The sequence below is a fragment of the Psychrobacter sp. genome, assembly GCF_041554015.1.
Taxonomy (GTDB): domain Bacteria; phylum Pseudomonadota; class Gammaproteobacteria; order Pseudomonadales; family Moraxellaceae; genus Psychrobacter.
Window position 1 is genome coordinate 48,011 of record NZ_JBFFMS010000008.1, and the last position, 25,036, is coordinate 73,046.

A 25,036-nucleotide genomic window follows, 5' to 3' on the forward strand; every position below is an offset into this window, starting at 1 on the left:
CAGTTATCATCATATCTGCGGTATTTTTATCAATTGTACTTCTTATTAACTTATAGATCTTTCCAGCGTTGGATAGATTCTTTGATCACTTCTTTGGCTTCTTCCACGTCACCCCAAGACTCAACCACTGTCGTACCTGCTTTTTTGAGGTCTTTATAGTGGCTAAAATGGAACTGTAGCTGGTTAATCAGCTGCTTTGGCAGATCTTCTAAGCTGTTATAAGCATTGCCTGTATCACGGTCGTCAGCAGGTACCACGACGATTTTGTCATCAACTTCGCCATCATCAACGAATTTCATCACACCGATGACTTTTGCTTTTAAGAAAATACCAGTAGGCAAAGGCTGCTCAGTGATAATAAGCGCATCTAACTCATCGCCATCTTCATCAAGGGTCTGAGGGATAAAGCCATAGTTACAAGGCTTGGCAAAGATCTGTGGGTCAACACGATCAAGCTCAAATACGGCCAACTCGCGATTCCACTCAATTTTATGGCTACTACCGGTTGGGATTTCTACTACGACATTAATAATACCGCCGTCGACGTCGCCTGCGTCCAAAATTTTATTAAAATCTGCCATAAAATACTCCAATGTGCTTTTGTTATGAATGTTTGAATCGTAAAGGGTTAAAATTGGCGTCCAAGGTTCGTTACTGCGCCCAATTTGTGCCGTGTGCGATTATAACAAGTTTGAATCAAATTTTCTCACAATGCTTAAGTCTAAGCGCGCACGATATTATGCAAAAAAAGATTATGCAAAAAATGCTTATTTTGGCGCTGATTCACGTAGGGGTATCTGTCCTGCATGACGCTGTGCGATATTGTCGATGAGCTGTTGGGTAAACTGCTCATAGCTCAGGGTTTTTTGGTCAGCGGCAAGCGGCAAGTGATTGGGCTGTATATGGGTCGCTTGGTTCATATGAACAAAATCTGCCAAACGCAACATTTGCATGCCAGCATAACCACAAGGGTTGATGGCATTAAATGCTGATAAGTCACAATCTAAATTGATAGCGATACCATGATAGCTAAAACCATGTTTGATTTTAAAGCCAAGTGATGCGATTTTACCAATCATAATGCTATTATCAGCTTCTGTCTCATCACTATTATCAGCGCTATCCAGTTCTGTAACCATATCAGCATATAGATAGACACCAGGGGCATCACGGCGGGCACGGGCGCTGATAAGGTTGGCGTCAGTCGATGCTGGGCTCTTGAGACAGTCATTGACCACATCCTCAATCGCTTGCTCAGCGTGAGAGACCATATTGCGCACGCTCCAGCCGATACTGTCTAGATCAAACAGCCAGTACATGACCAGTTGACCATGTCCGTGCCATGTCACCTGACCACCGCGATCCGTTTTGATGATAGGGGTGTTGGTACGCTGTAAGATATGCTCTTCTTTACCTGCTTGCCCAAGGGTGTAAACGTCGTTGTGATCGACAATCCATAACTCGTCAGGCGTACGCAGCCCTTGCTCTTTTTTAATAGCAATACGCGCTAGGGTGCGAGATAGCATGGCATCAAGGGTAGGCACGTAGTCAGCAGCAATGATTGACTTTGTGATGAGGGTGTCATTAAGAGGCTGCGTATTAGGCGCCTGTATAGTATTTGGCATGAGAGTGGCTGTCTTATATTTTTGTTATATAAAAAGGGCTGTCTATTATTCCTATTATTGTCATGGAGTGTAGCAGTTTTCATATTGTCGCCCAAATTTTAATTTTAATTATATTGAGCTATAAAGGTATGGTCAGTTTAATATAAAGAACGCATAGAGCATCTGGAATGAACTTATGTAGCCTTGGCTATATAAGGGCATAAAGTAATAAAGGCATAAAGTAACCGTAAAAGACCATATCGTCCTAGGCAGATACGTATCGTATACAAACCCATGGGTGCATTAACGGAGCTGTTCATTCAAGAATCAATGGGCTACATTGACTAGTACTAAACAAAAGTAATATCGAAGAAAATAATTTTTAGTCGTATTTGCTATTAGGCTTTATTGCACAGATAATGCGTTTATAAGGATAATAGAGTGTTTTTTAGTGCCTAATAATAGCTATAGAGTCTTAAATTTAAAAAAACGTGCTGACTCTCACGTATATGACAAGGAAGATATATGACAGACAGCGATCAAAACACTCAGGTTCAAGCAATACATACTCGATACGATGAGCACGAAGGTCTGAGTATCATTAAGAATGTGGCAGATATGCAGTCACAGTTTGCGCGCATGCAACAGCTCAGCCGTAGTCAGCCGATCAATGACTGGGCAACCCGTAGAGACCAACTCGAGAATCTAGAGCTGATGCTAAGTGACAATCAACAACTGCTTGCTAATGCTATCAGTGCAGATTTTGGCTATCGTAGTGAATCAGAAACTCAGTTTGCCGAGCTGTTTCCGAGTTTTACAGGGATCAGTCATGCCAAAAAACACGGTAAAAGATGGATGAAGGCACAGCGTGTCTCGATTTCGGCACTATATATGCCAGCCCATAATGAGATTTTGCCACAGCCATTAGGGGTAGTCGGTATCATGGTACCGTGGAACTATCCTTTGTTTTTGGCGATAGGACCGATGATTGACGCGATTACCGCTGGCAACCGTATCATGATTAAAATGAGTGAGGCAGCGCCGCAATTTGCGCAAACGTTTGCAGAAACCATTTCACGTTATTTTTCACCAGATATGGTTTGTGTGGTCATCGGTGAAGTTGAGATTGCAGCGGCTTTTAGTGAGCTGCCTTTTGATCACCTGCTTTATACTGGCTCTACGGCTGTTGGTAAAAAGGTAATGGCAGCAGCAGCACCCAATCTAACCCCGGTCACCCTTGAGCTTGGCGGTAAGTCGCCAGTCATAGTATTGGAGGGAGCTAACCTAGAAAATGCCGTCAATCGTGTGATGATGGGCAAGACTTTAAACGCAGGCCAAACGTGTATCGCCCCTGACTATGTACTGATCCAGCGTCAACATCATGATGAGTTTGTGCGTCTGGCAAGAGAGTGGATGGAGAAGCACTATCCCAATATCGAAAACAATCCTGATTACTCGCGTATTATCAATGCTCAGCAGTTTAAGCGTGTAAAAGGGTATTTAGAGAACTTATCCAGTGAAGGCGTCTATAGGCTCACTGATGCGATCTCTAATGTTGAAACGCGTCTTATGCCACCGGTTATTGTTAGCGAGCCTGCGCCTGAGAGCGATTTGATGCAAAATGAGATATTTGCACCTGTTTTGCCACTCATGCACTATGACACTCTTGATCAAGCCATTGCATTTATCAATGGGCGTCCACGACCGCTTGCGCTATATGTCTTTGGTGATAATAACCGCGATATTGATAAAGTTCGCACCAATACCGTATCGGGCGGACTATGTATCAACGAGGTGATTATGCATGTGGCGCAGCATGACTTGCCGTTTGGCGGTGTTGGCGATTCAGGTACAGGTGCTTACCATGGTAAAGCTGGCTTTGATCGCTTAAGTCATATGAAGCCTATCTTCGTACAGTCCAAATTAAATGGGCTAAACATATTATTACCGCCCTATGGTGGTTTGTTTAAAAAGGCGATGGCGCTATTCTTAAAATAACGCCCGTACTCAATGGATAATATTTACTGATTTTTATCAATAGCATCTACTAGGGTAGGTGCTATTTTTTTGTCCAAAGAATCATTTGTTATCAGTGCTATAAATCGCTACACTTTATAATAATGTTAAACAATAGTTTTATAAGTGTTAGATGACAACGGATAATAACCTCACCATGGATGTTGGGTTTATTACGTGCTCATAGCAGCCAAAAGACAAGTGTCTTCATAAAAATAATAAATAGGAGCATACCGTGCGCCAATGGATTGCAATGAGCTTATGGCTTATAAGCTCGCTCTTAGTATCGCTGCCAGTATCAGCTGCCGTGCCAGCTTGCCAAGCACCGATTAAATTTGGGGCACTGACATGGGAGAGTGGTCAGTTTACAAGTGGTGTTTTAAAGTACATCACTGAGAGCGGCTACGGTTGTCAGGTAGAGGAGGTGCCAGGCGCAGGTCCTGCACTTGAAACGGCATTGTCGCAAGATGATATCCAAGTCATTGGAGAGCAGTGGATAGGGCGCTCGCCCATCATGACACAGGCTATTGAGCAAAATAAAGTCGCTGTCATCGGTGATACACTTAAGGGCGGTGCAACCCAAGGCTGGTATGTACCTAAATATGTACTGGACGAAAACCCAGGTCTACGTCATTATCAAGATCTTCCTAAATACGCTGAGCTGTTTAAAGACCCCGAAAACCCCAGTAAATCACGCTTTATGAACTGCCCATCTGGTTGGACATGTGAGATTTTTAATACGCGATTGCTCAAAAATACGGGCTTAGAGAGTAGATTTAATAATGTCCATCCCGGCACGGGTGCCGCACTCGATGCCGAGATTGCTTCTGCATTTGAGCAGCACAAGCCGCTCTTATTTTATTACTGGCAGCCGACCGGTCTGATGGCAAAATACGATTTTGCCGCATTAGAGTTTCCAGCTCATGATGATGCCTGCTGGCAAGACTTATTACTGGCTGATGGCACATCAGACTGTGTCTCTGGATTCCCTGTATCGCCTTTGGGGATCGCCGTATCTACCCCATTTATCGATGCCAATCCTAAGCTTGCCAATGTTTTTAAAAAGGTGCAATTTAGCCCCGCTGAGCTGAATGGTGCTATTTTAGAGATGACAGAAAGCAAGCGTAGTGGGGATGAGCAAGCATTTATTTTTCTGCGCGATAACCCTCAAGTTTGGCAAAAGTGGCTATCGGATGAGGCGGCTACCAATCTTGCAGCCAAATTAGGTATTGGCTTATCAGGTGCTGCGACGGATACAACAACCTCTAGTACGAACCTAGCAGGCGCATCATCTATCTTCCCTTCATGGTCACTAGAATCTCCCCTAAATAACACTTTAGCCCGCGTCGTTCGCAATCATGGCGATGTCTTTCGCACCATCAGTACCGTCGCCTTAACCTATTTATTGCTTCCTATTGAACGTTTATTAACGCTCATACCGCCATGGCTCATCATTGCACTTGTGACGGTGCTAGCATGGTTTGCTGTACGCAAGATTTGGTTTGCCTTAGCCTGCGGTGCTGGTCTGTTTTTAGTTGGGGCATTTGGTTTATGGGGTGCGTTGATTGATACCTTGGCACTGCTCATCGTTTCGGTATGGGTGACGGTGGTGATTGGGATTCCTATCGGCATTGCTATGTCAGGAAGTAAGCTATTGCGTAAGATTGTGACGCCTGTATTAGATGTGATGCAAACCATGCCAAGCTTTGTATATCTGATACCCGTACTGATGTTATTTGGTATCGGCAAAGTACCAGCGCTGTTTGCGACGATTATCTATGCATTACCGCCGCTGATTCGCCTGACGACCTTGGGTATCACGCAAGTGAATCATGAAATGGTAGAAGCCGGACGCTCGTTTGGCAGTACACATCTGCAATTGCTCATTTGGATTAAGCTGCCACAAGCGCTGCCCAGTATCATGGCAGGGGTAAATCAAGCCGTCATGATGTCGCTGTCGATGGTGGTATTGGCATCCATGATTGGAGCGCCAGGTCTGGGTGAAGACGTATTACAATCTATTCAGACGCTCAATATTGGTCAAGGTCTACAAGCGGGTACGGCGATTGTCATCGTGGCGATTATCATCGACCGCATTACTCAAGCGTTTGGGCAAGGTAAGCGTGCGCGTCAAAAAACCATTGAAGCCGGTAGACGCCCGATTGGTTAATAAGTAAGTATGGATGGGCGCAATAATGTTTTATATCGGTTTTAACGCTACTTAACCACATGAGTTAATCTGAATAAATAGCCATTCTAAAAATAACAACAAAGAGACCGACCATGAATCATATTCAGCTTGAAAATATCAGTAAGATATATAACGCCAGTCACGCACAAGCAAAAACAGCATTGGCATTGCTGGCTGAGGGCATGGATAGTATTGCGGTAAAGGAGCAAACAGGCTATTCGGTCGGGCTTTATGATATTAATTTGGCGGTCAAAGCGGGCGAGCTGCATTGTATTATGGGATTGTCAGGCTCCGGAAAATCAACCTTGATACGTCATATCAATCGTCTGATTGATCCAACCAGTGGCAAAATATGGGTAGATACGGCGATTAATGCTAAAGAATCTGCTGCCAAACTAACGCCTAGCTTAGTGGTTAAAAACAATGAGGCACTGCCGATAGAAAAGGGAAAAGCCGCTTCCGCTATCAATATCTTAGCGCTCAATGATAAAGAGCTGCAGCACTATCGTCAGCAAACCGTCAGTATGGTGTTTCAGCATTTTGGTCTGGTACCTCATCTGACCGTCATTCAAAACGTCGCCTACGGCTTGCGGGTACGAAAAATGAGTCTCAAAGCGCGTCATGAGGTAGCTCGGCACTGGCTCAATGAAGTTGGTCTGTCCAATCTAGAGCGTAGCTATCCTGATGAGCTGTCAGGTGGTATGCAGCAGCGCGTTGGGCTGGCACGTGCTTTGGCAATGGACAATCCTATCTTGCTTATGGATGAGGCATTTTCGGCGCTCGATCCTTTGATTCGCGCTCAACTACAGGATCAATTGTTAGAGCTACAAGCACGATTGCATAAGACGATTGTGTTTATCACCCACGATATTGATGAAGCTATCAAGCTAGGTCAGCGTATTAGTATTTTGAATGGTGGACGTTTGGTGCAAACAGGTACACCAAGCGATTTACGCCATAATCCCGCTGACGAATATGTTGCAAGATTTATGGGTGCTAAGAGCTAGATTTAAGTACTAAGTGTAAGGGCTTGGTTTCATTACTATATAGTCGATTCTAAATAAAATAGATACGCCATATGGTAACGCGGGACGGGGATGAATTTTTCTGGCTTGCTGTGCCTACGCCGACAGAGGCTGCGTAAAATTTATCCCCGTCCCGCTGTATCGTTTTAATACTGAATTCACTATAGTTAAGCATTAGGTTTATATGGCGACTTATATCATCATCATTATTTTATTCAAAAAACAGCGTTACCAAATTCTTCTGTCACTATATTATTTCCATGCTGTTAAAAAAGTGTAGCAGCCACTCTTTTACTATTAAAATAAACTCCATTAACGGTATATACTATTAAGATACTCTAATATGGTAGTCATGCTTAAAGCATGCCTTATTTTTATTAAGCCAAAGCTACCTTGTCTAAGTTAAAGCCACCTAAGTTAAAGTTACCTAAATTAAAGCCACTATGATAGGTACAGATACAGCATTGGGTTTTCACTTTATCTTCACATTCTATTTATATTTTGTCTGATGGCTTTTACTAAGTTTGGCTGCCCCTTTTATAGTATGTTTATCGCGCCAAAACCTTTACGTATTCACTTTAATTGATAGCGCAAGAAGACCATAAGCTGCCTTATAACCTCTAGCTTATGGTCGTAAGACTTCGTCAAAAGGATCGCTCATGCCACATAAAAAAAGCTCTCATAACACCAATAATGATCATGCTAATAGTCAGGCAAATAAAAATACTAACCATTCAGCATTAGAGTCATCATATAAGGCATCACGTTGGCTCAAGAATATCAGTGCGTTGGGTGTCACAACGGTCTTAAGTGCCGGTATATTGGTCGCGTGCGGGCAGGTGAGTAGTGCAGGAAATAATGTCAGTAGTAGCACAAATAAGCAAAATAGTGGCGTGAAAAGCTCACGTGATATGTTGCCATCCGACATGCTCAAAACTATGCAAGCATTGCCGCAGCTAACTAAAGGTCTGGGTAAAAATGGCGCTGCGGTGATTGGCCCTAATAAACCTACCTTGGTTAAGTTTTGGGCGAGCTGGTGCCCACTGTGTTTAGGGACGCTAGCAGAAACTGAAGCATGGCGCATGGACCCTAAATTTGCTGATTTAAATGTTGTCACTGTAGCAAGTCCCGGTCATCTAAATGAAAAAGCAGATGGAGAGTTCAGCACTTGGTATGCGGGCGTGCAAGCCGATTATCCTACGCTGCCCGTATTGATTGATGCATCAGGCGAGCTGATTAATAAGCTTGGCGTGCAGGTTTATCCAAGCTGGGCCATACTTGATAAAAACGGTAATTTGGTACATCTGGTTAAAGGCAATATATCGGCAGAGCAAGCTTATGCCCTTGCTGAAAATGCCAATAATGATTTTGCCGAGCTAAAGGCTGGCAGCGCGAAACCAGCAAACGCGCAAGCATTGGATAACAACAGTAAAATTGAAACCATCAAGCAAAAAGACGGCGTTTATTATAATGACCAAGGTAAGGCGATTAATACCCGCTCAATCTATCTGGCAGGTGGCTGTTTCTGGGGCGTAGAAGCCTATATGGAGCGCGTTGAAGGTGTTGTCGATGCGGTATCAGGCTATGCCAATGGCGATACGGCTAATCCAAGCTATGAGCAAGTCATCCGTGGTTCAGGGCATGCTGAAGCGGTCAAAGTCACTTATGATGCGGATAAAACCGACCTTGATACCATTTTAAAATATTATTTCCGTGTAATTGATCCAACCAGTGTTAATAAACAAGGTAATGACCGCGGCGTTCAGTACCGATCTGGCGTTTATTACACCGACAAAGCAGATAAAGCGGTAATTGATACCGCACTCAAGCGGGTACAAAGCCAATATAAGCAAAAGGTAGTCGTTGAAAACAAAGTATTGGACAACTTTTACTTGGCTGAGATGTACCATCAAGATTATCTAGCGAAAAATCCAAATGGCTATTGTCATGTTGATTTAAGCCTTGCTGATGACAAGCCTGAAGACACAGCACGTACTAAGCTTGCACCGGTAAAGACGGTCGCTGAGACTTTAGATCCTAAGCGTTATGCTGGGTTTGATAAAGGCGCGCTAAAAAATACCTTGACCAAAGCACAATATGATATTACGCAAGAGGCCGGCACTGAGCGGGCGTTTAGTCATGAATATGATAACTTGTTTGCACCCGGTGTCTATGTCGATGTGGTCAGCGGTGAGCCATTATTCTTATCAACTGATAAATATGCCTCAGGCTGTGGTTGGCCAAGTTTTACCAAGCCAATCGATAAGCAAGTGATTACGCAGCATGATGATAGGGCATTTAACATGGTACGTACCGAGATTCGTTCACGGGTCGCAGATTCGCATCTGGGTCATGTGTTCCCTGATGGTCCAAAGGACCGCGGCGGTCTGCGTTATTGCATCAATGGCGGCGCATTGCAGTTTATCCCTGTCAGTGTGATGCCGCAGTCAGGCTATGCGCCACTCGTAAAGTTGATTAAACCTGCAAACCCTTAGTAGACAATATGGTTTAGGAGCCTTATAAAAAGACGCCAAGACTATTCTTAGCGTCTTTTTTGTAGGTGGTAGGCGGTTAATGCGGTTAATAATGTAGTGGCTAGCCTAATGATTCGTAGTAATTTTGCTGCAATCGATAGTCAACTCTGAAAAATACGCTAAATTTCGTTATACTCGAACGCTTATAATTGTTCCATCAGCAGTACATATCGTGATGTCCACCTATTTTATCGCTGGCTTTGTTTAGCGATTTTTCATTTTTGTATTTAAGGCTGTAACATGACCGTTACCCATACTTCTACAACTTTTGAGCCTATTATTACCTCGTTACTTGATAACGACTTGTACAAATTTACCATGCTACAAGCCATGCTACATCAGTTTCCGCAGACCCATGGTGTCTACCGCTTTCGCTGTCGCAATAATAAAGAGGCCGCTTATCCACTTGCTGGTATCAAAGAGCAATTAGAGCAGCAGCTAGACAGCTTATGTGAATTGCGATTTTTAGAGGATGAGCTAGAGTACCTGCGTGGCTTGCGCTTTATGCGTTCAGACTTTGTGGATTACTTGGAGTTATTTAAGTTAAAACGCCGTTTTATCACGGTCAGCACCGATGATAAGGGTCGTCTATGTATCGATATCGAAGGTCCGATGATTCAGGCGATGTTCTTTGAGGTGTTTGTCTTAGCGATAGTCAATGAGCTGTATTTCAAGGCATTGACAGACAGCAGTGTGCTTAAAGAAGGACAGCGCCGCTTAGATGAAAAAGTCGCATTGTTGCATCATTATGCGGCTGAACAAGCTGGCAATAACCGTGATATTCCCCCTTTTATCGTCGCTGACTTTGGTACACGTAGACGGTTTAATAAAGACTGGCAAGCCCATGTGGTTGAGACCTTGCACAAAGCTGAGCCAAACATAGTGGGCGGCACATCCAACGTTTATTTGGCAAAAAAGCTTGGCATGACGCCCATTGGCACCATGGCGCATGAGTTTATGCAGGCATTTCAGGCATTGGATGTACGTTTGCGCGATTCGCAAAAAGCGGCACTTGAAGCGTGGGTACATGAATACCGCGGTGATTTGGGTATTGCGCTGACCGATGTCGTTGGCATGGATGCGTTTTTACGCGATTTTGACTTGTATTTTGCCAAGCTCTTTGATGGTCTGCGTCATGATAGCGGCGACCCATATGTATGGGGCGATAAAGCAATTGCGCATTATAAAAAACTAAAAATAGACCCAAGAACCAAAGTATTAACCTTTAGTGATGGTTTGGATTTGAATAAGGCGTGGGACTTACATCAGTATTTTAAAGGTCAAATCAAGACAAGCTTTGGTATCGGCACCAATCTCACCAACGATATGGGCATCACGCCATTAAATATCGTCCTAAAATTGGTTGAATGTAACGGTCAGCCAGTTGCTAAGCTGTCTGATAGCCCAGGCAAGACGATGATCAATAATGACACCTATCTTGCCTATCTGCGCCAAGTATTTGAGGTCGATGAGCCAGAATAAAACAGCTTAGCTGTGCGTTTTTTCGGTATTACCGTCTTCAGCAAAGGCAGCATCTAGTGCTTGTTGTACGGCATTGATACGAGTCTCGCAAATCCGATAAGCGGCTATCGACTCTTCAACAGTGGTCATAAGATTGTCAATATCAGGCTCATCTTGTTGCTGCAATTCAGCGGCATTGGTTTTTAAGATATCATAAGCTGCCTTAAAGGTTTTTGGGGCGGCTTTTTTGCGTTTGCGAGTAGGGGTTGTCATAAGGTTTCCTAATAGTAAAAATCAAAATAGATAGATAACGGTTACAGATATTTTGTATTGCTAAACGATTAAGAGGATGCGTTTGCAGATTCTGGCGTTTTATCATCAACATAGACATCAACAATCTGTGCTTTTGCCTGACCATCCTTTAAGACGATATGAACGGTTTGCTCAGGGTAGAGCTGATGACTGCTGGTCAGTATACGGTTATTGTGTTCATCAGTCAGCATACTATAACCTTGTTCCAGAATACGAGAGGGTCGATGCAGTAGTACAATATCACGCAGATGTGCGCTATCACGTTGCGCTTGTATCAGCTGCTGCTGGGCACTGTGCATAATGCTCTGTCGGCTGTGTTGGCTGTGTGTAGAGGCATGGGCTAACTGCTGATAAGCAGAGGCTTGAGTCTGTGCGTGCAAATCGCTGGTTAGTCTGGCAGCTTGCTTTACTTGGCGCTGGGCGCTTTGCTGGATACTACGCCACGCATAAGCACTGTCTTTTTGCAGGGCGGTTAATTGACCAATGGTTTGCGATTGTATTTGGCTTAACTGGCGTGTCGTCTGTTGCTCAGCGGTATTTAATTGACGCTGAGCTGCTTGTTTGATTTGCATTTGGTATTGCAGTGTCTGAGTGACCAGCTGTGCTAAATGCGCCATAATAGCTGCAATGACCTTTGACGGCGTATCAAAGCTGGTGTGTGCCACTTCATCTAAGATGACTTTGTCACGCTCATGACCGATCCCAACCCAAACAGGGATTGGCTGCTCAGCGACGAGGGCAGCAAGTTCATAATCATTGAGGTAAGCCAAATCACCGACAGCGCCGCCTCCACGGATAATCACTAATAAATCTGGCAGGCGCTGATAAGTATTTTCAAATTGCTGCTGGGCACTGATAATGGCTTGACGTATTTCTGCTGGGGCATGATTGCCTTGAAAAGTAGCATGATAATAATGAAAATGACAAGCGCCCGTGCTGGCTAAGCGATCAGCATCGGCTTGAAAATCGCCTAGCCCAGCAGCTTTTTCAGGCGCAATGACTAACACATGCTCAATATCAAATGGGGTCGGCAGCTGCTGATTGAGGTTTAATAACCCTTCACCTGCCAAGCGGTCAACCATTTCTGCATACTGACGTGCCAAATCGCCTAACGTATAGCTTGGGTCAATATCTTCAATCGTGAGTGAGAAGCCGTATTGCGCATGAAAGCCCGCCGATACTTTGAGTAATACGGTCAAATCGCGATCTAGTGGCATACCGGTCGCCCGCTCAAACTTGGCTAAGACGCGCGCGGCTTTAAAGCGCCATAGGTTGCCACGGCAGCTGGCAATGACTTGTCCATCATCATCTTTTTCTGCCAACTCAAAGTAATAATGCCCACCTTTACTGGATAGATTCCGTATCTCAGCTTTGACCCATACGCGATGATTAAAGGTTTGCTTAATCACCATATCGACCGCTAATAGATAGTCACTAAGGCGCAGCACGGTATCTTCTAAGTTACTTTCTAGACTGTTTTCTTGTTCTGCCAGCTCTGCCTCCAAGGTCGCTAAATCTTTGGCAGGCGCTAATACTTTAGCGTGCTTGGTATTGGACAGGTTGGGTTTACGCATAATAATGGACCAGAGATAGTGAGGGCTTAGGGACCAGCTAGGTGACATAAAAAACAAGATAGGGTAGTTTAACCCAAAAGTCTTTATACAAACAGTTTCTACATAAATAGCCTCTACATAAACAGCAAAGCCAACAAGCAGCGATTGATATTGTCTCTTTATCGCAAGCTTATTGGCTCTAAATGATCGCTAATATACTACATATATCGATGTAGCTTTATAACATGACCTACTGACAACGGAAGCTGATCATGTATTCATAATCATCATCACGTGACAAATTTGGTGAACCTGTACCAAGGATGGTACCGAGCACAGCACTTGCTTGACCAATCATACGCCCTGTACTCTCATTTAAGATACCATTATATTTCACCTGATCATCAACGATAATCACCTGTTTGCCTCGGCAAGTAGTCTTAGCACTATCTAGTGCGTTTTGCTGAGCTTTTATCTTGGTTTTGGCAATACCGGTCGTCTCATAAATAGAGTTGGCACGTTGAATGACCGGCGATGAAGGCGTGGTTTGACAGGCACTCAAAGTGAGGGCCGCGACTAAGGTAGCTGCTAAAGTAGCGGTTTTATTAAAAGTCTTCATAAGTGTTCCCTAATTCCAATAAAATAAACATAAACATAAAAATAAAAGTATAAACCTAAAATTGACCCACTAATACGTTAAAGATTTTATTGAGTAATGAGGCAATGAAACAATGATGTAATGTAGCGATGAGTAAAGGCTTTAACAGATAGGATGAATTTAACCTATTCGTATATTGAGTGTCTAGGCGGTTATTGTGTTCGATATTGCGCTTGTATTACCTACTGAAAAAGACGGTCATGCTCTCAGTTTGTTTAATAGCTGCTAGTAATATGTGGCTGTTCGCAAGATTTTGTTTATGATTAACAGTAAAAAAGTGCATAGATAGTCGCAATACACAGCAAATCACTTGAAATATAAACCATATCTAGGATAATTGTCTGATTCATTCTTAACTAATAAGTCCTATATGCAATTGATTCCCGCTCCTGCTGGCGTGCTAGAGGTTGACGCGCTATGGCAACAAGACAATCCTACTGACCCAAATACTGATACTGTCGCGCTGCTTTGCCACCCCAATCCACTGTTTGATGGGACGATGAATAATAAAGTGGTGACGACCATGTACCGCTTTGCTCGTGATAATGGTATGCACGTGGTACGTTTTAACTTTCGCGGTGTTGGACAATCAACAGGTGAGCATGATTATGCAGACGGGGAAGTCGTCGATGCATTGACCGTGCTACAATGGATTGCTGAGCAAACTCCGGCACGTAAATTGTGGCTTGGGGGTTTTTCATTCGGCGGTTATGTGACAGCGCGAGTGGCTGAGCAAGTACTGGTGTCGCCGCACATATGGGGACTGGATGATTTTGAGATAGCAAAGATTGCACTCATTGCGCCCTCAGTCGAAAAAAACGACAGCAGCAATATAGAATTACCCGCTGATAGAACCTTTGAGATTTATGGGAATGCGGATGAGGTCATTGCTCCAAGTAATATGCAAGCATTTGCAGAGCGCTTGGGGATTGATGTCAGTATTGTTGATGGCGCGGGGCACTTTTTTCATGGGCGCTTGTCTGAGCTGAAAAAACTTTTGGAGCAGCATACGTATAACGGCGATATATAGTATTGGCGACAGAGCGTTTGATATGCTTTGAATTACTCAATATAGCTTTGCGCCCATTCGTATTGTTAGACGTTAACAGATTATTTGTGCGACCTTAAGCTGTGTTAACCTAAAGAGTGGTTGTGATACGCCATTCTGATAAACCAGTTGCTACTATCTCAGTGTAAAAATCATAAGTTAGTAACAACTGTCGGTATCAACACTTTATTTTGATATATATTTTGTTTAATGATGAGTCGTATTATGAGTTTATCTCCCTTACAGCGTTATGAGCAAGCCATCAGCACGGATGAGTTTACTCGTGATGAGCAGCAGTATTTGGCGATGAGTTACTTGGATGGTCTTTACCATCAGCTCAATGATAGCGCAGCACAAAAAAAAGGCTTTTTTAGTTTTTTTAAAGCAAAGCCTGTTGCACCCAAAGGATTGTATATGTGGGGCGGGGTAGGACGTGGTAAAACATGGATGATGGATATGTTTTATGATTCATTGACCATTGAGCGTAAAATGCGTCAACATTTTCATCATTTTATGCAGCGGGTCCATCAAGAATTACATAAGCTGCAAGGCGAGAGTGATCCATTAGAAAAAGTCGCTGATATCATTTATGCCGAAGCCGTTATCATCTGTTTTGATGAGTTTTTTGTCTCTAACGTCTCTGATGCGATGATTTTAGGTGATTTGTTTACCATGCTCTTTAACCGAGGTGTTACCTTGGTGGCGACGTCAAATATTGAGCCCTCAGGTCTTTACAAAGATGGCTTGCACCGTGATCGCTTTATGCCGGCTATTGCTGAAGTTGAACGTCATACGACCGTTATGAATATCGACTCAGGTATTGACTATCGCTTGCGTGTCTTGCAACAAGCTGAGCTGTACGAGTCGCCTATGACCAAAGCCAATCATCACTGGCTTGCCAACCGTTTTGCCAGCCTATCTAACAACCAAAAATTTAGTAGCGAGCCCATCATCATCAATGGCCGAGAAATCAAAATTAACGCGCGTACCGAAGACATCTTATTTTGTGATTTCCGCCATTTATGTATGGAGCCGCGTTCGGCATCGGACTTTATCGAAATTGCCAAACAGTTCAGTACCGTACTTATCAACGCCGTACCCGCCTTAAATGATGAGATGCGTGACCCAACTCGGCGCTTTATTTACTTAGTTGATGAGTTTTATGATCGCCGTGTCAAACTATTGGTAAGGGCTCAACAGCCGATTCTTGAATTGTATCAAGGACAAAAACTGGCGTTTGAGATTGAGCGTACCCGTTCGCGTCTGCTTGAGATGCAGTCAGAAGATTATCTAAAAATGGAGCATCGCACTGAAGATTCGGATGCGGCATAGATTGTATCCAATGCTTTACAGATTAAAAGCCAGCTGTTATCTACTGTTGATGGCTCTATAACAAGATAGTAGCAGCTGGTTTGTTTTTACTTCTATTTTAAAAAACCATAATAATATTGCCTATCATGGGCAAATGTATCTAACAGCAAAACACCTATAATAATGAATAAGGATAGACCATGAGTACCGCTGAAAAAAGTCAAAATCATAATAATAATGAATCAAGCAACACCGAAAGTCCGATAGTAACCAACTCACAAGTGACCGATGAACAATTGATCAATTGGATTAAATCGAGGCGCAGTATCGGCAATCTAAGTATCCCAGCGCCAACTGAGAATCAAATAAAAGCCGCTATCGATTGCGCAGTGACCGCTCCAGATCATAAAAAGCTACAGCCATGGCGCTTTATCGTCACACAAGGCAATGCTCGTCATAAGCTCGGTCGGGCATTTTTGGAGGCAGCTGAAGCCAAAGCGGTACAAGAAGGCGAGACATTATCTGAGAAAGACCGACAAAAAACTTATAATATGCCATTACGGGCACCTGTTATCATCACTGTCGTCACAAAGATGAAAGCCCATGAAAAAGTGCCCCCTTTTGAGCAGATGCTGAGTGCGGGCGCCGCGGTTCAAAACCTTATTTTAGCGCTAAAGGCACAGGGATTTAGCACAGTTTGGCGTACGGGGTTACTCTGTAATGAGCCTGCCGTTAAAGCGTATTTTGATGTGAGTGCCGATGATTATGTCACGGCTTTTGTTTATACTGGAAGCAGTCCTTGTGATATGCCGACGCGTAAGCCAATTGATATTGAGCCACTGACACGCTTTGAGCAATAGAGGCTATTATCACCCAATCTGGTAGGGAGTAAACTGCACAGCTAGACGATAACTGGAGGAGAATGGCCGTTTGGCTGAGCTGGTAGCGTCATTCATATCACTAATTTGTACAAATAATTGTTCATACATTTTGCTGCGCTCACTGTATACTCAGCATAAACCAATTTATCATAAAGTCAGTCAACACGGATAAAACATATGACAAGCGCTAATGACAAAACCACAGATACCAATGTAGATAATATTCAAGCTGAGCAAAAAATGGCTGAAAAACAAAACAAATTGTTGTCTGGTATCATTGAGCGTGCCACCAAATCTGGTATTGGACGTAAAAAGCTAAATCCAAGTGTGGTGGAATCTGCTGTGGCAAAAAACATGGCAGAGATACACAATAACCCGACCAAACTGCGTCTGGTAGTATTGGGCGGCGGCAGTTTCGGTACAGCCATGGCAAACTTAGCGGCGCGCAACGGCTGCGATACGACGCTGTGGGTGCGCAATAAGCGTACGGTTAAAGCGATGGCAAAGTCGCAAATGAACAAAAAATACCTGCCAGGCTATAAGCTTGATGATCGTCTAAAATACAGTCATGATCTACAAGCGGCGGTAAAAGATACTGATATTATCTTTATTGCTGTACCGGGATTGGCGTTTCGCGAAACCCTTAAAAGTATCGCCCCTTTTATTAGTGGGCAGTCAATTGTTTCTTTGACCAAAGGCATGGAAAAAGATACTTTTGCCTTGATGAGTGACATCATCAAAGACGAGCTACCTGAAGTAAATTTTGGTGTGATGTCAGGTCCCAATCTTGCCATAGAAATCATGAAAAACATGCCGTCTGCTACGGTCATCGCTAGTGAATCTGAGCCACTACGTCATGCTGTACAAGCGGCGTTACATAGCGCATTCTTTAGAGTGTTCGCTAGTGACGATATCCGCGGTGTAGAGCTTGGCGGCGCGCTAAAAAATATTTACGCCATTGCTATGGGTATGGCAGCGGCTTACGAGGTTGGTGAAAATACCAAAGCGATGATATTGACCCGTGGCTTAGCAGAGATGAGTCGCTTTGGTGTACATGCTGGTGCCAATCCGCTGACCTTTTTAGGGCTATCAGGTGTCGGGGATTTGTATGCCACTTGTAGCTCTGAGTTAAGTCGTAATTATCGTATCGGTAATATGCTTGGTCGTGGTATGACGATTGATGCAGCGGTCAAAAAACTGGGACAAACTGCTGAAGGGGTGAATACCATTCAGCAAGTACATGAAAAAGCCACTAAAGAAGGCATTTATATGCCTATTACTCATGCGTTACATGCCGTCATTTATGAAGACAAAGCGGCGCTTGGTGTTGCTCTGCATTTGATGGAAGCAGGGTTCCGTAGTGATGTTGAATTTGTTATGGAGCACGACCACAGTAATGCTTCACTGACTGCACAAATGCAAACAGCAAGCAATCAAGCAAAAGAGGATAAAGATAAGCAGGGTAATAAGTAATAAGAAGTTGTTAGTGCAATAGCAATAGTCTGTCACTAAAAGAGAGTTACTTATAATTTGCACTGGCGGTATAAGAACAATAAAAAAGGCTGATATCGTATGAAAATTATTTTGATGCGCCATGGTCAAGCAGAGGATGAGACGCGTCCAGACAGTGCGCGGCAGCTGACTGATTTTGGTCAGCAGCAAGTAAGGCAGACCGCCGAGTATATCACTGCCCATTATCAGCCGGATTATTTTGTGGTCAGCCCTTATGTGAGGGCGCAGCAGACACTGGCAGCGTTACAGGCGCAGCTGCCTACTGTGCCATCAAGCGTACAAGACAATCTCACGCCATCTGATGATGCGCGTCAAGCGTTACATGAGATTGCTGATATTGAAGCTAAGTGTCTGGTAGTGGTTTGTCATATGTCCATTGTGGCTTATATCGCAGGGCTGCTAACGGGTGATTATCCTGAGTCTTTTTCTTTAGCAGAAGCACGTGTGTTTGAGATGGACTTTGTGATGGCAGGTATGGCACGCGAGACGGCTCGCTTCGTACCGGATCAGCCTTATTAATCTAAGTGATTATCGATGATTTATAAGTGTGCTGCTGTTGATGGTCCTAGAGCATCTGCCTTTTAGCTAAATGATAGCTTTGATATATTATGGCTTTAATAATTGAGGACGCATTTGGTGTTACATGTTTGGTTAAGAGCGCAGCACAGTCCACTAGCCGTTTGGCATGAAGACAGTCAGCATTGGCAGTTGGTCGAGGGTTGGCAGCAGCTACAGGATATCTATAGTCGCTATAAAGCAAATAGCCAAAAAGCCATTTGTCTTTATTTTCCGTCTACGCATATGCTACAAGTTGATACGGAGCTCAACAGCGCTCAGCTTAAGCAGTTGGGAGCTAGTGGCAAGCAGTACTTGTTTGAAGAGACGTCTTTAACGCCTGTTGAGCAATTGGCTATTCGGCAAATGAGTCATAACAACACCCATCATCTTTATGCGCTGGCACAGACTGATATCGAGTTATGGCAACAGAGCGCAAAGCTTGCTGGCATGAATATCGTCGCTTTGCTGCCTGATTTTCTATTACTACCATTACCAGAAGAAGGGGCTGGGCAGCAAATCACCTTATATCAGGACAAAGAAACCATGCTGCTGCGCCAATCCTTATATCAAGGGATGGGCATCAGTTATCTGCCGTTAATCTTTGAGCGCTTTCCACACTTAAGCGAGGTCTTAATCGTACCTGCTATTGGTGACATTGGGAACATGGATAACATTGTTGCTGATATCCATGACGTTTCTGGTACTGATGATGGACTTACTAGTCTAAATGTGGTCGCACAACCTAATATACCAGCAGGCGGCTTTACCGCGATCACAGCGGAGATGATCGCCAAGTATCAATTGTTATTAACCACACTAGTGACGCCGCCAAAACCACTAGATAATCCAGAGCGTCATGCCCTGAACTTTTTTGTTAAGTCAACGGATTCGCAGTTGTCACCTTATCTGCGTGTGGCGTTGATGGTAGCATTATCGGCACTGGTACTACAAATGGCGACCGATGCGGTGCAATGGTATCAATATAATGAGGCTACCACTGCGACCAAGACTGAGATTGCCACACAATATCAGTCTTGGTTTCCAAATGAGCCGCTTAGTACGCGCACCAAATTACAAGTACAGTTACAGCCAAAACTGCGCAGCGATGGTCAAGCACCGGCGTCACATATGGCAGCACTGTCGCGTATCTCACCTTTGATCAAACAATCCTCATTAAAGGCACAAGCATTGGTTATGCAGCCGTCAGCACTTAGCTTTACCTTAATAGCGCCTGATCGCGGCAGTCTTGATCAGTTTACAGCCACACTCGTCGCACAAGGTCTAACGGCAAAACTAGAGCAAGTAAATGGTAATGAGCAAGGGCAGTTTAGCGGTCAAGTAACGGTCAATGTCTTAGAAAATAGCAGCGGCGTCAATAAAGGATAATGATGAAAATACTACAGCGCCGTACCAAACGTAGCACAGCGATGCTGCAGACCGGGGTATTGTCGACGCGAATAAAAGACTATCAAAGCCTGCTGTTTATACGCTGGCAGGCATTGTCTTCTCGCGACCAATTAGCGCTGCTATTACTGTCTGCTTTTTTATTATTATTTATTGGCGGTTATGGCGGTTATAGTATTCATCAAGCAGCCAATAATAGCAAAAGCGAGTATCAGGAACAGGTTGCTGATTATTTTTGGTTGCGTGCCCAAGCAGGCAATGTTGATAGTAATGCGTTAGCGGCTGCCAATACTACTGATGGAGCTGAAGCCATACCTGCTGCTAATAGTGTCAATACGCTGTTGACGAGTTCAGGTATTGTAGATGCGCAAGTGATAGCTGCTGGTGAGACGGTGCAATTGAGCTTTAATAACCCAAGTCAAGCAGTGGTGAGCGCGGCCCTTGGTAAGCTTGAACAGCAAGGCTGGCAGTTCACTCAGCTGTCTATGCAGCAAGATTTGCTGACCAAAGCGATTCAGGTGCAAGCTACCGTAACCTCATCATAAAGGAACAAGGGGCATAGGGATAAACTCTATCCAACAATAGCCAAGCGCTTTTATACTGATAAACCCCTTTAGACGGCAAATCTTATTGAAAAAGTAATGCTTAGACACTATAAAATGGCTATCACAAACGTTTTACTTTGCTTTTTACCTTAAAAGTTATGTCCCATTTGCCTCTAGGGCTTTGCATTCAGCACACTATGCCATGACAGGTGATAATATGAATAATAATCAAAACCGCTCTTTAGTGACTTATAACCACATTACCTATTTATTGTATGTACTCAGTTATTTTACTGCCGGTTTGCTGTGGATTGTGCCTATTTTTATGAATTATGCCAAACGTCGTGATGCTGAAGGTACATGGCTTGCTACCCACTTTGACTGGCAGATTAAAACATTTTGGTACAGTATCGTATGGTTTATCGTGGGTATTGGCATCATCACCTTTGCCCTTGGTAGCTTTGGCGTGAGTATCATGGCAGACAGCGGTAATATCGCTGTCGGCTCGGTATTACTGGCTAGCGTTGGTTTTATTATTATGGGTGTTGCCTTTATTTGGCATTTATACCGTATCGTGCGAGGCTGGATTGCTCTAGCGGATGGTCGACCTGTCCCTTAGTAATTGAGCTACATCGACTATAGAAAGTAGTTGTTTATAGTCGATGCCAAATAAAATAGATATCCTATAAAGTAGATACGCTACATTGTAACGCAGAACTGGAATAAATTTTTCTGGCGTGCTATGTCTATTCTATGCCGACAGAAGGTGCGTAAAATTTATTCCAGTCCCGCTATATCGTTTTAATACTGAATGCACTATATATTCTTTATAGTAAAATTGGCTGATGAAACTTTGGTCTTATTTCGACTAAGCTGATATAATCGCTGCGCTTGCCCATATCGGTTTTCTCTATTCATTTTCACTTTCAAGCAGGGTCTGTCGTTACTATGTCTTATGCCTTACTTCGCCCTTTTTTGTTTAATATGGACCCTGAACACGCGCACGAAATGACCTTATCTTTATTGGATAAAGCTCATAAGGCGCGTGTTTTAGGTTTGGTTTATGGTCAATCTATGCAGCCAACTGATTGCATGGGTTTGCAGTTCGCTAATCCTGTTGGGCTCGCTGCTGGACTGGATAAAAACGGCGATTATATTGATGCCTTAGCTGAGCTTGGTTTTGGCTTTATCGAAGTGGGTACGGTGACGCCAAAACCGCAAGCTGGTAATGACAGACCACGTTTATTTAGGCTTAAACAAGCAGACGCTATTATTAACCGTATGGGTTTTAACAATGAAGGCGTCGACTACCTCATAGAAAATGTGCAGCGCTGTAAATACAAAGGCAATATCGGTATCAATATCGGTAAAAATGCTGCAACGCCAGTTGAAAAAGCGGCTGATGACTATGTTTACTGCTTAGAGCGTGTTTACCCACATGCGTCCTACATCACTGTCAATATCTCCTCGCCAAATACCGCAAATTTACGTGATCTGCAAAGCGGGGAAGCGTTAACCCATCTATTAGATGCGATCAAAAATCGCCACAGTCAATTGGCAACAGAATACGGTTTTTATGTGCCATTGGTTCTAAAAGTCGCACCTGATTTAGATCCAATACAGGTAGATTATATCTCTCAGCAACTGCTGGATTTTGAGATTGATGGTTTGATTGCGACCAATACCACATTGAGCCGCGTAGGCGTCGAAGATTTGCCGGATGGCGATCAAGCAGGCGGCTTATCAGGTCGACCGGTCAGCCACATTAGTACGCAGATTTTACAACAATTCTCTGATCAGCTGGATGGTAAAGTGACATTGATTGGGGTCGGCGGTATCGATAGTGGCGCTAAAGCCGTCAAAAAGATCGAAGCGGGCGCAGAGCTTGTGCAGCTGTATTCAGGACTTATTTACAAAGGGCCTGGGCTTGTACAATCTTGTATACAGTCTATCGGTGGTTATTACGACGCGATGGAAAGTTAAGTGAAGCTATGTGAATGACATTAAAAGTATGAAGGCATATTATTCAATACTTAATGCAACACCTGATACCATAGATATAAAGTAACAAGGTAACAAGGTAACAAGGTAACAAAGTAACGAGGCGGTAAACATGAGTGGTTTAGACATTGTGATTGCTGTTGTGGTGCTAATAGGTTTATGGCGCGGCTTTCAAGTGGGTTTGATTAAGACGGCAGTCGGTCTAGTCGGTTGGTTCATCGCTCTTATTGCCGCCAGTCGATTGGCCGCTTCCGTAGCACCGCAGTTATCGAGTATCATCCAGAACCCTGTCTTACAGATGGCTGGTGCTTTTTTATTGGTAGTGATTGCGATATTGGCTATCATGCACCTAGTTGCTTTTGTGTTTTCAGGGGTTTTAAAAACCTTGCGTTTGGGTGTGCTTGATAAAATGGCAGGTGGTCTATTGGGCGCGGCTAAAAATGTGCTGATGGTCTTGGTGGTTCTTAGTATTAGTGCGCCGCTATTGGTACAAATGCCGCAGTGGCAAACATCTATACTGGCACCCGAACTGTTACCTTATGCCCCTGTTGGTAAAGCGCTCGTCTCAGATATGTTTGGGATGGCTTGGGATCAGGTTAATCAATCATAAGGGTTGAATAAAAAGCTATTCAACCGCATCTAATATTCGTAAAATACCATCCATCAATGATCAAGGCTTAATAGTGAGCTTAATCATCAACCGTTTGTGTCATAGGTCATTCTCTTTTTAAAAAAGATTTTAATCTTAGCAAACATCATCAGCTTGGCGGCATATGATAGGTCATAAACGAAAACGACTTGGTCAGTATTGATGCCGTTATTGTGTTTTTAATGTGTGGTTCAAATTCAAAATAGGATACAACTATGTGTGGAGTCGTTGGGGTCGCAGCTCATGAGCCGGTCAACCAAATTTTGTATGATGCCTTAACCATGTTGCAGCATCGCGGGCAAGATGCGGCAGGTATTGTGACTTTACAAGATGGACGTTTATATTTACGTAAAGAAAACGGCATGGTACGTGACGTTTTTATGAATCGCCATATGTTAAAGCTGGTCGGTAAGTTCGGTATCGGTCATGTGCGTTATCCGACTGCTGGTACGTCAAGCAGCGCTGAAGCCCAGCCTTTTTATGTCAACTCGCCTTATGGTATCACCCTTGCCCATAATGGTAACTTGACCAATGCTGAGAGCTTGGCAAAGTCGCTTTATCAAGAAGATCGCCGCCATCTAAATACCGACTCAGACTCTGAGGTTTTGCTCAATGTGCTGGCACACGAGATGCAAAATCTAGACAAAACCCACCCAACGCCTGCTGACATCTTTGAAGCAGTGACAGCGGTTTATGGTCGTGTTGAAGGCGCTTATGGTGTAGTCGCTTTGATTACAGGTCATGGCTTATTGGCGTTTCGCGATCCAAACGGCATTCGTCCGCTCATCTTTGGTAAGCGCATGGCGGCCAATGGCGGCACAGAATATATGGTGGCATCAGAATCGGTTGCTCTGACCGGTTCAGGCTTTACTATCGTTCGTGATGTTAAGCCAGGCGAAGCAATTTTTATTGATTTGGACCATAAGCTGCACACACATCAGTGCGTCGAGCAAAAAGAATACACGCCTTGTATCTTTGAGTACGTTTATTTTGCCCGTCCAGATTCGATTATGGACAATATCTCTGTCTATAAATCGCGCTTACGTATGGGTGAGAAACTGGCAGATAAAATCCTTGCTGAATGGGGTGAAGATCACGATATCGATGTGGTTATACCTATCCCTGATACCTCGCGTACCTCAGCGATGGAGTTGGCATTGAAGATGAACGTCAAGTACCGTGAAGGGTTTATGAAAAACCGCTATATCGGTCGTACCTTTATCATGCCAGGTCAGCAGCAGCGCAAAAAGTCAGTACGTCAAAAGCTGAGTGCGGTGCCGTTAGAGTTTAAAGGTAAAAACGTCCTCTTGGTTGATGACTCTATCGTTCGTGGTACCACCTGTCATGAAATTATTCAAATGGCACGTGACGCCGGTGCGCGTAAGGTGTTCTTTGCCAGTGCCGCGCCACCGGTTAAGTATCCAAACGTTTATGGTATTGATATGCCAGTGCGTAGCGAGCTTATCGCATCAGGGCATAGCGTCGAAGAAGTGCGTGATATCATTGGCGCTGATCGTTTGATTTTCCAAGATTTGGACGATTTGATTGAAGCGGTAAAAGACACTAAGCACAGTAAAGTTGAAGGTTTTGATTGTGCGGTATTCAATGGCTGCTATATCACTGGTCAAATCAACGAAGCCTATCTTGAGCATTTGCAAGAGCAGCGTAATGATACGGCTAAAAAGGGTAAAAAAGGGGTACAGATAGTAGCGGATACACCAGTAGATATGATGGGTGTAGAAGAGCTATAAGTTTCTTTATATCTTAGACTGT

The 25,036-nt window shown here is 43.8% G+C and carries 21 protein-coding genes; 16 read left to right on the plus strand and 5 right to left on the minus strand.

Annotated features, from left to right (window positions below; all coding sequences use genetic code 11):
• Positions 1 to 50: 50 nt before the first annotated feature.
• Together ABYU67_RS04095 and lipB are read right to left on the minus strand one after the other, a co-directional pair.
• Entirely contained in the window at positions 51 to 581 is a 531-nt protein-coding gene (locus tag ABYU67_RS04095) for an inorganic diphosphatase (RefSeq protein WP_372843736.1), read from the minus strand.
• 186 nt (positions 582 to 767) lie between these two features.
• Entirely contained in the window at positions 768 to 1,625 is an 858-nt protein-coding gene (gene lipB / locus ABYU67_RS04100) for a lipoyl(octanoyl) transferase LipB (protein WP_372843737.1), read from the minus strand.
• A 504-nt stretch (positions 1,626 to 2,129) separates the two neighbouring features.
• Here lipB and ABYU67_RS04105 point away from each other — a divergent pair.
• From ABYU67_RS04105 to pncB, 5 genes are all read left to right on the plus strand, one after another.
• On the plus strand, positions 2,130 to 3,602 hold the full coding sequence (locus ABYU67_RS04105; RefSeq protein ID WP_372843738.1) for a coniferyl aldehyde dehydrogenase: 1,473 nt from the start codon (positions 2,130 to 2,132) through the stop codon (positions 3,600 to 3,602).
• 253 nt (positions 3,603 to 3,855) lie between these two features.
• Positions 3,856 to 5,790, plus strand: a complete 1,935-nt coding sequence (locus tag ABYU67_RS04110; protein ID WP_372843739.1) for a glycine betaine ABC transporter substrate-binding protein — start codon at positions 3,856 to 3,858, stop codon at positions 5,788 to 5,790.
• A 113-nt stretch (positions 5,791 to 5,903) separates the two neighbouring features.
• A complete protein-coding gene (locus ABYU67_RS04115) occupies positions 5,904 to 6,818 on the plus strand; it encodes an ATP-binding cassette domain-containing protein (RefSeq protein WP_372843740.1) in 915 nt (304 codons plus the stop codon).
• A gap of 677 nt (positions 6,819 to 7,495) precedes the next feature.
• Positions 7,496 to 9,331 (plus strand): bifunctional peptide-methionine (S)-S-oxide reductase MsrA/peptide-methionine (R)-S-oxide reductase MsrB, encoded by a 1,836-nt coding sequence (gene msrAB / locus ABYU67_RS04120; RefSeq protein WP_372843741.1) that lies wholly within the window; start codon positions 7,496 to 7,498, stop codon positions 9,329 to 9,331.
• Positions 9,332 to 9,610: 279 nt separating this feature from the next.
• Positions 9,611 to 10,852 carry a nicotinate phosphoribosyltransferase gene (gene pncB, locus ABYU67_RS04125; RefSeq protein ID WP_372843742.1) on the plus strand — a complete coding sequence of 414 codons (1,242 nt, stop codon included), beginning with the start codon at positions 9,611 to 9,613 and terminating at the stop codon, positions 10,850 to 10,852.
• A 6-nt stretch (positions 10,853 to 10,858) separates the two neighbouring features.
• Here pncB and xseB read toward each other — a convergent pair whose 3' ends face one another.
• From xseB to ABYU67_RS04140, 3 genes are all read right to left on the minus strand, one after another.
• Positions 10,859 to 11,104, minus strand: coding sequence for an exodeoxyribonuclease VII small subunit (gene xseB, locus ABYU67_RS04130; protein WP_372843743.1), 246 nt, complete (start codon positions 11,102 to 11,104; stop codon positions 10,859 to 10,861).
• Positions 11,105 to 11,172: 68 nt separating this feature from the next.
• Positions 11,173 to 12,717 (minus strand): exodeoxyribonuclease VII large subunit, encoded by a 1,545-nt coding sequence (gene xseA, locus ABYU67_RS04135; RefSeq protein ID WP_372843744.1) that lies wholly within the window; start codon positions 12,715 to 12,717, stop codon positions 11,173 to 11,175.
• 229 nt (positions 12,718 to 12,946) lie between these two features.
• Positions 12,947 to 13,315 (minus strand): hypothetical protein, encoded by a 369-nt coding sequence (locus ABYU67_RS04140; RefSeq protein ID WP_372843745.1) that lies wholly within the window; start codon positions 13,313 to 13,315, stop codon positions 12,947 to 12,949.
• 409 nt (positions 13,316 to 13,724) lie between these two features.
• Here ABYU67_RS04140 and ABYU67_RS04145 point away from each other — a divergent pair, with 409 nt between their 5' ends.
• The 11 genes from ABYU67_RS04145 (at position 13,725) to purF (ending at position 25,014) form a co-directional block, all read left to right on the plus strand.
• Entirely contained in the window at positions 13,725 to 14,384 is a 660-nt protein-coding gene (locus ABYU67_RS04145; RefSeq protein WP_372843746.1) for an alpha/beta hydrolase, read from the plus strand.
• Positions 14,385 to 14,627: 243 nt separating this feature from the next.
• Positions 14,628 to 15,734, plus strand: a complete 1,107-nt coding sequence (zapE, locus tag ABYU67_RS04150; RefSeq protein WP_372843747.1) for a cell division protein ZapE — start codon at positions 14,628 to 14,630, stop codon at positions 15,732 to 15,734.
• Between the two features lie 179 nt (positions 15,735 to 15,913).
• Positions 15,914 to 16,573, plus strand: a complete 660-nt coding sequence (locus ABYU67_RS04155) for a nitroreductase (protein ID WP_372843748.1) — start codon at positions 15,914 to 15,916, stop codon at positions 16,571 to 16,573.
• Between the two features lie 198 nt (positions 16,574 to 16,771).
• A complete protein-coding gene (locus tag ABYU67_RS04160; protein ID WP_372843749.1) occupies positions 16,772 to 18,067 on the plus strand; it encodes an NAD(P)H-dependent glycerol-3-phosphate dehydrogenase in 1,296 nt (431 codons plus the stop codon).
• A 99-nt stretch (positions 18,068 to 18,166) separates the two neighbouring features.
• On the plus strand, positions 18,167 to 18,625 hold the full coding sequence (gene sixA, locus ABYU67_RS04165) for a phosphohistidine phosphatase SixA (RefSeq protein ID WP_372843750.1): 459 nt from the start codon (positions 18,167 to 18,169) through the stop codon (positions 18,623 to 18,625).
• Positions 18,626 to 18,742: 117 nt separating this feature from the next.
• Positions 18,743 to 20,050 (plus strand): type II secretion system protein GspL, encoded by a 1,308-nt coding sequence (gene gspL / locus ABYU67_RS04170; protein WP_372843751.1) that lies wholly within the window; start codon positions 18,743 to 18,745, stop codon positions 20,048 to 20,050.
• On the plus strand, positions 20,050 to 20,613 hold the full coding sequence (gspM, locus tag ABYU67_RS04175; RefSeq protein WP_372843752.1) for a type II secretion system protein GspM: 564 nt from the start codon (positions 20,050 to 20,052) through the stop codon (positions 20,611 to 20,613). The genes gspL and gspM overlap by 1 nt, the downstream gene beginning before the upstream one ends.
• A 217-nt stretch (positions 20,614 to 20,830) precedes the next feature.
• Entirely contained in the window at positions 20,831 to 21,232 is a 402-nt protein-coding gene (locus ABYU67_RS04180) for a DUF4870 family protein (RefSeq protein WP_372843754.1), read from the plus strand.
• A 329-nt stretch (positions 21,233 to 21,561) separates the two neighbouring features.
• Positions 21,562 to 22,596: a quinone-dependent dihydroorotate dehydrogenase gene (locus ABYU67_RS04185; protein WP_372843755.1), complete on the plus strand. Its 1,035-nt coding sequence runs from the start codon at positions 21,562 to 21,564 to the stop codon at positions 22,594 to 22,596.
• Between the two features lie 130 nt (positions 22,597 to 22,726).
• Entirely contained in the window at positions 22,727 to 23,224 is a 498-nt protein-coding gene (locus tag ABYU67_RS04190) for a CvpA family protein (RefSeq protein ID WP_372843756.1), read from the plus strand.
• A gap of 254 nt (positions 23,225 to 23,478) precedes the next feature.
• Positions 23,479 to 25,014, plus strand: coding sequence for an amidophosphoribosyltransferase (purF, locus tag ABYU67_RS04195; protein ID WP_372843757.1), 1,536 nt, complete (start codon positions 23,479 to 23,481; stop codon positions 25,012 to 25,014).
• Positions 25,015 to 25,036: the final 22 nt, after the last annotated feature.

What these genes read in the sequence shown, in the direction of transcription:
- purF (WP_372843757.1), top strand. Translation starts at nt 23,479, where the DNA reads ATGTGTGGAGTCGTTGGGGTCGCAGCTCATGAGCCGGTCAACCAAATT.
- ABYU67_RS04180 (WP_372843754.1), top strand. Translation starts at nt 20,831, where the DNA reads ATGAATAATAATCAAAACCGCTCTTTAGTGACTTATAACCACATTACC.
- ABYU67_RS04095 (WP_372843736.1), bottom strand. Translation starts at nt 581, where the DNA reads ATGGCAGATTTTAATAAAATTTTGGACGCAGGCGACGTCGACGGCGGT.
- sixA (WP_372843750.1), top strand. Translation starts at nt 18,167, where the DNA reads ATGAAAATTATTTTGATGCGCCATGGTCAAGCAGAGGATGAGACGCGT.
- ABYU67_RS04115 (WP_372843740.1), top strand. Translation starts at nt 5,904, where the DNA reads ATGAATCATATTCAGCTTGAAAATATCAGTAAGATATATAACGCCAGT.
- xseB (WP_372843743.1), bottom strand. Translation starts at nt 11,104, where the DNA reads ATGACAACCCCTACTCGCAAACGCAAAAAAGCCGCCCCAAAAACCTTT.
- ABYU67_RS04140 (WP_372843745.1), bottom strand. Translation starts at nt 13,315, where the DNA reads ATGAAGACTTTTAATAAAACCGCTACTTTAGCAGCTACCTTAGTCGCG.
- zapE (WP_372843747.1), top strand. Translation starts at nt 14,628, where the DNA reads ATGAGTTTATCTCCCTTACAGCGTTATGAGCAAGCCATCAGCACGGAT.
- ABYU67_RS04155 (WP_372843748.1), top strand. Translation starts at nt 15,914, where the DNA reads ATGAGTACCGCTGAAAAAAGTCAAAATCATAATAATAATGAATCAAGC.
- ABYU67_RS04190 (WP_372843756.1), top strand. Translation starts at nt 22,727, where the DNA reads ATGAGTGGTTTAGACATTGTGATTGCTGTTGTGGTGCTAATAGGTTTA.
- ABYU67_RS04145 (WP_372843746.1), top strand. Translation starts at nt 13,725, where the DNA reads ATGCAATTGATTCCCGCTCCTGCTGGCGTGCTAGAGGTTGACGCGCTA.
- ABYU67_RS04185 (WP_372843755.1), top strand. Translation starts at nt 21,562, where the DNA reads ATGTCTTATGCCTTACTTCGCCCTTTTTTGTTTAATATGGACCCTGAA.
- ABYU67_RS04160 (WP_372843749.1), top strand. Translation starts at nt 16,772, where the DNA reads ATGACAAGCGCTAATGACAAAACCACAGATACCAATGTAGATAATATT.
- ABYU67_RS04105 (WP_372843738.1), top strand. Translation starts at nt 2,130, where the DNA reads ATGACAGACAGCGATCAAAACACTCAGGTTCAAGCAATACATACTCGA.
- msrAB (WP_372843741.1), top strand. Translation starts at nt 7,496, where the DNA reads ATGCCACATAAAAAAAGCTCTCATAACACCAATAATGATCATGCTAAT.
- pncB (WP_372843742.1), top strand. Translation starts at nt 9,611, where the DNA reads ATGACCGTTACCCATACTTCTACAACTTTTGAGCCTATTATTACCTCG.
- lipB (WP_372843737.1), bottom strand. Translation starts at nt 1,625, where the DNA reads ATGCCAAATACTATACAGGCGCCTAATACGCAGCCTCTTAATGACACC.
- gspM (WP_372843752.1), top strand. Translation starts at nt 20,050, where the DNA reads ATGATGAAAATACTACAGCGCCGTACCAAACGTAGCACAGCGATGCTG.
- xseA (WP_372843744.1), bottom strand. Translation starts at nt 12,717, where the DNA reads ATGCGTAAACCCAACCTGTCCAATACCAAGCACGCTAAAGTATTAGCG.